This is a genomic window from Synechococcus sp. R6-7 (genome assembly GCF_047461695.1).
Taxonomy (GTDB): domain Bacteria; phylum Cyanobacteriota; class Cyanobacteriia; order Thermostichales; family Thermostichaceae; genus Thermostichus.
The window spans coordinates 1-7,448 of sequence record NZ_JANSHS010000289.1 but is presented as its reverse complement, the minus strand read 5'-3'; the positions used below and the strand labels follow the sequence as shown (position 1 = coordinate 7,448).

Genomic DNA, 7,448 nt, shown 5'->3' with positions numbered 1-7,448 from the left:
CAGGAGAGTTCAGCGTGAATGTATCAGTACAGAACCCATGCAGGGCAACAACTGGCCGCCTACGCTACGCGAGAATACTGCGCTCAGATCCCGTCTTTCTTGGTCACTTTGATTGAGGAATGTCATGCCCTTGTCCGAGAGCTCCAGCCCGAACTAGAAGCTCTGTTCATGCGCCAAACCCGCCGGCAGAATTTTATCCTTTTCAGCCTCTACACCACCGATTTGTCGTTGCTCAACTTTGGCTCACTGGGGATCTCCTTGCCCACCTACCACTTTGAAACCCTCGCCGTGGCTGGGCAATTCTACACTTATGAGATTCGAGAGGGGAAAGCTGCCCCCTAGTCACCATGGCAACCATAGGATCTCAAGATCCAAAAGAATCTCAAAAGTTCGGCTAGATCTGGGCTCGTTCCAACAGGGTTTGCAGCTCTTCCAGGGCCAACTGGGCTGACTGGGCCTGCTGGTAAAGGGATTGCACCACCTCAGCACTGCTTTGGGCCGATTGCAGTGTGGATTGGCTCTGGCGCTGGATACGCTCTGCTAGGCCGCGAATGCGGTTGCTGGCTTCAGTGGTTCGCCCGGCCAATTTGCGGATCTCCTGGGCAATGGCTCCAAAGCCACCGGCACCACCGCTGCGGTTGGCCTCTACAGCCGCATTGAAAGAGAGCAGGCGAATGTATCCTGCCACCTCTACGATCAAATCCACGATGGTGTTGATCTCCTTGAGTTCGCGGGATAGCTCCTGGTTGTTGTCGGCAATTTCCTGGAAGAGGGTGCGCACCGCTTCTACCCCAGCAAAGGTGGCGGCAAAGGTGGATTTGCCCTTCTCCGAGAGGATCGAGCTAATCTCGATGATGCGGGCGTTGAGGCGAGCCAACTCCTCGGAGCGCTGTTGGGCCCGGCGACGTTCCATGTCTAAGGCCAGGTTTTGGTTGAGGATCTCGGCTTTTTGTCGCTCCAGATCCCGGGCATACTGGAGGCTGCGGTTTTTTTCCTGCTCCAGCTCTGCCAAGATCCTTTTCATCTCTTCCTGCTGCTCCTGTAGCTTGCGCTGGGTGGCCAGATGCACCTGGGCCTGGGCCACCAACAACACCGGCACATCGAGAAGGCGGTAGTCCTGGGATCCCAGTTGAACCACCACGGGGTCATAGATGGTCTCTTCGGGCCGTTGGAAGGCCCGGTCGGCTGCTTGGATGACATCGCAGTCGCCGGGGAGCAAGAGAAAATCCCGGCTATGGAACTCTACCATGGAGCTGATGGGCCGCTTCAAAAACACATCCAGGCCGTAGGGCTTGCTAAGCATCCACTCCAGAATGGCGCGGCGGGTCAACATTCCCCGCACCTGTGACCGCTCGTCCAGCACGATGACTCCTGAAAGGCTGCTGTCATCTTCTAGGCGGCGCACCACGTTCTCACAAGGGGTGGACTCGCTCACCTGAAACTCCACCAAGGCCAAATCGCGCAGCTTGGTGTTGATCGATAGGGTAGGAGTGGGTGGATTTGTCAGGGTAGCCATCACAGGGATCCTCGGCACACGTTGGGTACAGATGGGTTGGAGACTGATGTGTAGAGGAACACAAAAAGTCGGCTCTAGATCGGCCTTCAATGGGGTAATTTGTGCAGAAAATCGACCACCTTCAGTTTGCCCTGGGATCCCACCTTTTGCCCATAAGATTCTGCGGGATTGTACGGAAAGGATGGCCTGGGATCCCTTCTTTGCGGTTTGCTGGGACGGATCCCTTTGAAGCTGAATGTTCTGGGTTGGTATCTTGGATCCCTGATTGATCTGGAGCTGGATTTAGCGGGTTTCTGGATAGCAGTGGTAGATTTCCAGAATTTCGCTGCGTCCTCGGTTAAAGGCGGCCACCACTTGCGGGTCGAAATGGCTGCCGCTGTTGTCTTCTACAAACTGAAAGACCTCATTCAAAGCCCAGGCTTCTTTGTAGGGGCGACGGCTGGCCAAGGCATCGAAGACATCGGCTAAGGCCACAATCCGCCCTTCTAGAGGGATCCCTTCTCCTTTGAGGCCGCGCGGATACCCACTGCCGTCGAACTTCTCGTGGTGGGTAAGGGCGATGATGGCGCTCTTTTGCATCAGCTCGGAGTCGGACTTGCTGAGAATTTCGTAGCCGATCTCAGGGTGGCGGTTCATGATCTGCCGCTCTTCTGGGGTCAGGCGCCCCGGCTTTTGCAAGATGGCATCCGGGATCCCGATTTTGCCCACATCGTGCATAGGACTGGCGTAGAAGATCAGCTCTTGCTCATGGCTGGAGAGGCCCAAGTGCTTGGCGATGATGCGAGAGTAGTTGCTCATCCGCTTCAGGTGAAAGGAGGTATCTTGATCCCGGTATTCTGCGGCCAGAGACAGACAGAAGATGGTCTCGAAGTGGGCAGATTTGAGCTCTTCCCGCAATTGGACGTTTTGATAGGCAACCGCCGCCTGGGAGGCTAGGGCTTCTGCCACGCTAACTTCCAGCTCAGAAAAAGGTTGGCTCCACTCAGCCACCTGGTCAGGAGCTAGGGGGGTGGGGTGATCCGGCTTTAGGCGGTTCAACAGTTGTAGGGCGCCGAGGATCTTTCCTGAGGGATCCCGCATGGGCACAGTGAGCAAGGAGCGGGTGCGATAGCCGGTTTGCTGATCCACCTGTGGGTTAAAGGCATAGGGCCGGTCGGCGGGCAGGTGGTAGACATCTGGCAGATTCAGGCTCTCCCCGGTGAGCACCACATAGCCCACAATGCTGGAAGGGCTGAGGGGCAGGCGCAGATCCCGCAGCTCCTCATGGCGGTTGACCACGAAAAAGCGCAGTTCCTCCCCCTCTCGGACAAAAAGGCTGGCCCCATCACAGTGGGTCAGTTCTCGGGCTTGAGCAACAATCAACTCCAGCAGCCGCAGCAGATCCGTTTCTGAGGAGAGGGCGATCCCCACCTGAATCAGACGCTGGCTGAGGCGCAGGGCATCCGAGGCATCGAATTCGGTTGTGCTGGGGTGAAGACCGAAGGGGGTGGGCAGGCTCATAGCAGGGTTGGTCAGAAGCGTTCACAATGAGCGTTGACAATAAACAATGGCAGAGTCATGGGCGGCGAGCCATTTGCCCCCAGGGATCCTCACCGCTGTCCCGACTCAGTCCGGCTGGGTATCTGACACCTTCGGGGCGACCAGCAGCCCAAAAACACGCCAACACCACTCAAAGCAGCGATGCCTTACTTTAGCTCGAGGAGGCGAGAAGCGCTGTGACCCAGGTCAAGCCCAAGGAGGTAGATGAGATTTCCCTGCAGCTTGTTGTGGGCTTGGGCAATCCCGGCCCTCAATACGCCAATACTCGCCACAATTGCGGCTTTATGGTGGTGGATCGGCTGGCGCAGCGCTGGGGGATCCCATTGGTTTTGGAAAAGCGGTTCCAAGGCAGCTACGGAGAAGGGTTTGCCCTGGGAGGAAAGCGGCGCTTGCTCAAGCCGGAAACTTATATGAACTGTTCCGGCCAATCGGTGCGGGCGGTGCTGGATTGGTACAAGTTAGATCTCGCCTCTGTGCTGGTGGTGTACGACGATATGGACCTGCCGCTGGGTCGTCTGCGCCTGCGGGGATCCGGTTCTGCCGGTGGGCACAACGGCATGAAGTCCATCATTCAGCACTTGGGGAGCGAGGCGTTTCCACGGCTGCGTTTGGGGGTGGGCAAACCCAAGGGCAGCCAAGATGTGGTCGGGCATGTGTTGGGTGGATTCGCCCCTGCAGAACAAGAGGTGCTGGAGCGGGTGTTGAATACGGCGGTAGAGGCCGTGGAGTGCTGCTTGCAAGAGGGACTGAGGAAAGCCATGAACCGCTTTAATCCTCTGGATCTGTCTGGGCCATCGTCCGATTTGGATGGATCCAACCCTGCACCGGGCCATGGCGAGGCTTCCTCCTGAGGAGCAGCTCGTCGTCCACCTGGGTTGTTGGCTCTGAGGGATTTTCCAGGAGCGGGGTGATAAGGGCTTCGTCCCCCTGATGCAAAGGGATGAAGGGCAATACTCCAGATAAGTATCAATTATCTGGAGTATAAGAGTGCCTACCTGGGCGTTGCCAACAGTTCCCAAGGGAGGTTAGCTTCTGTAACAGTCTTCCAGCAGAAGGGCGAAAGGAATGGGAACGGCAGCGTTCCCACCAGGGCCGGCCCGAGACAAAAAGCTGTTCATCATTTGAGGGTGAGATCTTGCTGTTGAACAACCTAGATTCAGTGTTGCTTGCTGTTGAAGCCGCTGCCCCCCTTGAACCGGAAGGGGCTGCCAATCTTTTACCCCTGATCTTGGCGGCGGTGCTGATGGCTCTGGTGGTCATCTATCTGGCCAGCCGTATTGCCGGAGAAATCGCCGTTCGCCTCGGCTTTCCGCCGGTGCTGGGAGAATTGCTGGGGGGCGTCGCGGTAGGGGCCTCCGCTCTGGGGTTGCTTGTCTTCCCAGAAGGACAAGTTTCCGGCCAAGAGCTGCACACCTTGGCTCAATCCTCAGCACTGATGCAATTTCTGCAAGCCACTGCCGGCCTCGACGAGGGATCCCTGGTACAGGTGTTCTCCTCCCAAAGCCAGATCATCGACATCCTCTCCGAGATCGGGGTGATCGTCCTTTTGTTTGAAATCGGCCTCGAGTCGGATCTAGCCGAGCTGTTGCGGGTTGGCCCTCAAGCCGCAGCCGTAGCCGTCATCGGCGTTGCTGTGCCTTTCCTGGCCGGAACCCTGGGCTTGCTCTACCTGTTTCATGTGCCCGTTATCCCCGCCATATTTGCCGGCGCTGCCCTCACAGCAACCAGCATCGGCATCACCGCCCGCGTCTTGGCCGAGCTGCAAAAACTCACCTCCCCAGAAGGACAGGTGATCATCGGCGCCGCCGTCTTGGATGACGTGTTGGGCATCATCATCTTGGCCGTGGTGGCGGGCTTGGCCAAAAACGGAGAAGTCAACCTTTCCGATATCGGCATCATCATCCTCAGTGCCATCCTCTTCTTGGTCGGCTCCATTGTTTTGGGGCGCCTTCTCAGCCCCTACTTTGTGGCCCTTCTCAACAGCCTGAAGACCCGAGGTAACCCCCTTCTGCCCGCCCTTGTGCTGGCCTTTCTGCTGGCTTATGTAGGGCAAATCATTCATCTAGAAGCGATTTTGGGCGCCTTTGCCGCTGGCCTGATCTTGGCCGAAACCGAGAAACGGCAAGAGCTGGAAGAACAGATCAAGCCCATTTCCGACCTATTGGTGCCCATCTTCTTCGTCTGCGTCGGGGCCAAAACCAACCTTGCCGTACTCAACCCCACCCTCCCCGTCAACCGAGAGGGGCTGATCATTGCCGTCTTCTTGATCGGAGTTGCCATTGTGGGCAAGCTAGCAGCGGGCTTGGGGGCCTTTGGCAAGCCGGGCATCAACCGCTACGCCATCGGGGTGGGCATGATTCCCCGGGGTGAGGTGGGCCTGGTGTTTGCCGGCGTGGGAGCCGCCAGTGGAGTTCTCTCCGATGCCCTCGATGTCAGCATTATCGTCATGGTGATTGCCACCACCTTTGTCGCTCCCCTCTGGCTGCGGGGAGTGTTGATTGGGGAAGCCAACTCCCCCTCCCTCCTGGACTTGCAGGCAGAAGCGTCAGAGCAAGAGCGCAAAGGCGGCGCCGACGAGACCGCGTCATCGCTCCCAGACTCAGAACGGGTGGGCATCCCCGAGGGTTAAGTTATCTCAGCTTCCCCCTCAAACGCCCCCAGAGGGTCTGGAACAGCAGCCGCAGCGGATTGCGGCGTTGAGGCTTCACGTCAATTCTCTCCATCGTCTCCTCTTGGGGCAAAATTGCCTGCATCGAGGGCGGATCAAACCGCTGCAGTGTTGTGGAGCGCCGATCCACCACCTCCGCCTTCACGCTGCGAAAGCTTACAGACTGGAGATACCGCTGAAAATCTTCGTCTGACAACTGGCGAATGCAGTACTGCATCCGTACCTGATTCCCCAACAGGATCTGATCCCCATCCTTGAGATCCCAACTCAAACATCTCTGCCCATTCACAGAGACGCCGTTGGTGCTGCGCTTGCCCTCGATATTGCCGTCCAGCAGCCGGTAGGTATACTGGCCATCTTTTTGGGGTAGCCGCAGCAGCAGCGCGTGTTGCCGGGAAACCGCCGCCGAATCGATGACAATCGCATTGCTGGGATCCCTGCCGATGGAATAGGTGGCAGCACTGAGGGCCACAGCCCGCCGTCCCTGCTCATCATCGATCACCAACACATGCCAGATTTGGGAGGGGGAAGACTGTGCGCCGGTAGCCATGGTCTGGGGCCTTGAGCTGGAGCTGGATTGACCGTCGAAGTCGCAGTGCAGGCCCCTTTCGTGTTAGCGGGCTGGAAGCCACACCTCAGCCCATTGCCCAACCCTCGGTGAACCGCTGTGGGGAGAAGGTCAACGAGGGGGAGACTCGGCAAGAGAGGGGCTTTCCCCCATAATAGTAAGGCAGAGCTTCTGCAAAAAAAGAGGATAGCTGAAACGTGAACACGACTCCAACCCCAACCCTCCTCGAAGCCCTTCCCCCGATCTACCCCGGCGTTGCCGTCCGGGTCATCAACCCCAACGACACCTACTACTGCTTCGAGGGACAGGTACAGCGAGTTACCGACGACCATGCCGCTGTCCTCTTTGAAGGCGGCAACTGGGATAAATTGGTCACCTTCCGCCTCACAGAATTGGAAGTGGTGGACAAATCCCGCCCCTAGCCCTGCTCTCCCCTGTCCCTTTTGGCATCTCCCCATGCGCAGCCATTGGCAGGAACCTTTCCTCTGGATCCATGCCGCCGGCATCCTCCTCTTCCCCTTGTGGGTGGGGCTGACCCTGATCGGGCTGGCCACAGGGGATCCCCTCCTGCCGGTGGGGGTAGAGCAGGCCTGGGTGGCCGTGGTGGGCATTGGGCCGGTCTTTGCCATGCAGTGGCGCAAACCGTTTGACATCTTTAGCGTGTGGGTGGCTTCTGTCCCCCCAGAAGAACTCACCCTCGAGCAGCGCTGCATCTTGGCCGCCTTCCTCAGCCCCGAACATAAGATTTTGACGCTGTTGGCGGCAATCCTGATGCTGGAAGTCGGTGAGCGCCTCTACGACTTTGCCCCCCTCTTTGCCCCGCTCACCCCTGGCAACGGCACCCGCCTGGCCGGCCTGGCCATAGCCGCCTTCGGGTTTTGGGGATCCAACCTGTTCTTGCAGATCCCCATTGCAACGATACGGGTACTCCTCCTCAGCGAGCCGGAGCTGGCCCAAATGGATCCCGTCCCCGTCGAAGAGATCGAAAGCCGCTTCTCCGTCCTCGGCGATCGCCGCAGCCCACTCCTGCAACGGCTGTTGCGCCGCATCTCCGGCCAAGATTCAGAAGGCACCTCGAAAGACCAAAAAGACAAGGATAAAAACAGAGCGACAGAAAACCCCCAGCTCGAATCCGAGAAACGGGATCCCTCTGGGGA

At 58.1% G+C, this 7,448-nt stretch carries 8 protein-coding genes; 5 read left to right on the top strand and 3 right to left on the bottom strand.

Translation table 11 applies throughout. The features are described 5' to 3' along the window. Nucleotides 1–18 precede the first annotated feature (18 nt). Nucleotides 19–342 (top strand): DUF4359 domain-containing protein, encoded by a 324-nt coding sequence (locus tag NW815_RS08925; RefSeq protein ID WP_414388920.1) that lies wholly within the window; start codon nt 19–21, stop codon nt 340–342. A gap of 52 nt (nt 343–394) precedes the next feature. On the opposite strand, the gene NW815_RS08920 is transcribed toward NW815_RS08925, so the two are convergent. Next, nucleotides 395–1,516, bottom strand: a complete 1,122-nt coding sequence (locus NW815_RS08920) for a methyl-accepting chemotaxis protein (protein ID WP_414388921.1) — start codon at nt 1,514–1,516, stop codon at nt 395–397. Between the two features lie 282 nt (nt 1,517–1,798). Further along, nucleotides 1,799–3,016, bottom strand: a complete 1,218-nt coding sequence (locus tag NW815_RS08915; RefSeq protein WP_414388923.1) for an HD domain-containing phosphohydrolase — start codon at nt 3,014–3,016, stop codon at nt 1,799–1,801. A 215-nt stretch (nt 3,017–3,231) separates the two neighbouring features. Between NW815_RS08915 and pth the strand changes: the two genes are divergently transcribed. Together pth and NW815_RS08905 are read left to right on the top strand one after the other, a co-directional pair. After that, a complete protein-coding gene (gene pth, locus NW815_RS08910; protein WP_414388925.1) occupies nt 3,232–3,906 on the top strand; it encodes an aminoacyl-tRNA hydrolase in 675 nt (224 codons plus the stop codon). Nucleotides 3,907–4,217: 311 nt separating this feature from the next. Beyond that, nucleotides 4,218–5,684, top strand: coding sequence for a cation:proton antiporter (locus tag NW815_RS08905; protein WP_414388929.1), 1,467 nt, complete (start codon nt 4,218–4,220; stop codon nt 5,682–5,684). Nucleotide 5,685: 1 nt separating this feature from the next. On the opposite strand, the gene NW815_RS08900 is transcribed toward NW815_RS08905, so the two are convergent. Beyond that, nucleotides 5,686–6,273 carry an FHA domain-containing protein gene (locus tag NW815_RS08900; RefSeq protein WP_414415922.1) on the bottom strand — a complete coding sequence of 196 codons (588 nt, stop codon included), beginning with the start codon at nt 6,271–6,273 and terminating at the stop codon, nt 5,686–5,688. 215 nt (nt 6,274–6,488) lie between these two features. Here NW815_RS08900 and NW815_RS08895 point away from each other — a divergent pair, with 215 nt between their 5' ends. Continuing rightward, nucleotides 6,489–6,713: an NAD(P)H dehydrogenase subunit NdhS gene (locus NW815_RS08895; protein ID WP_414375012.1), complete on the top strand. Its 225-nt coding sequence runs from the start codon at nt 6,489–6,491 to the stop codon at nt 6,711–6,713. Between the two features lie 34 nt (nt 6,714–6,747). Beyond that, on the top strand, nt 6,748–7,448 hold a 701-nt coding region (locus tag NW815_RS08890), incomplete at its 3' end, for a low-complexity tail membrane protein (protein WP_414415921.1).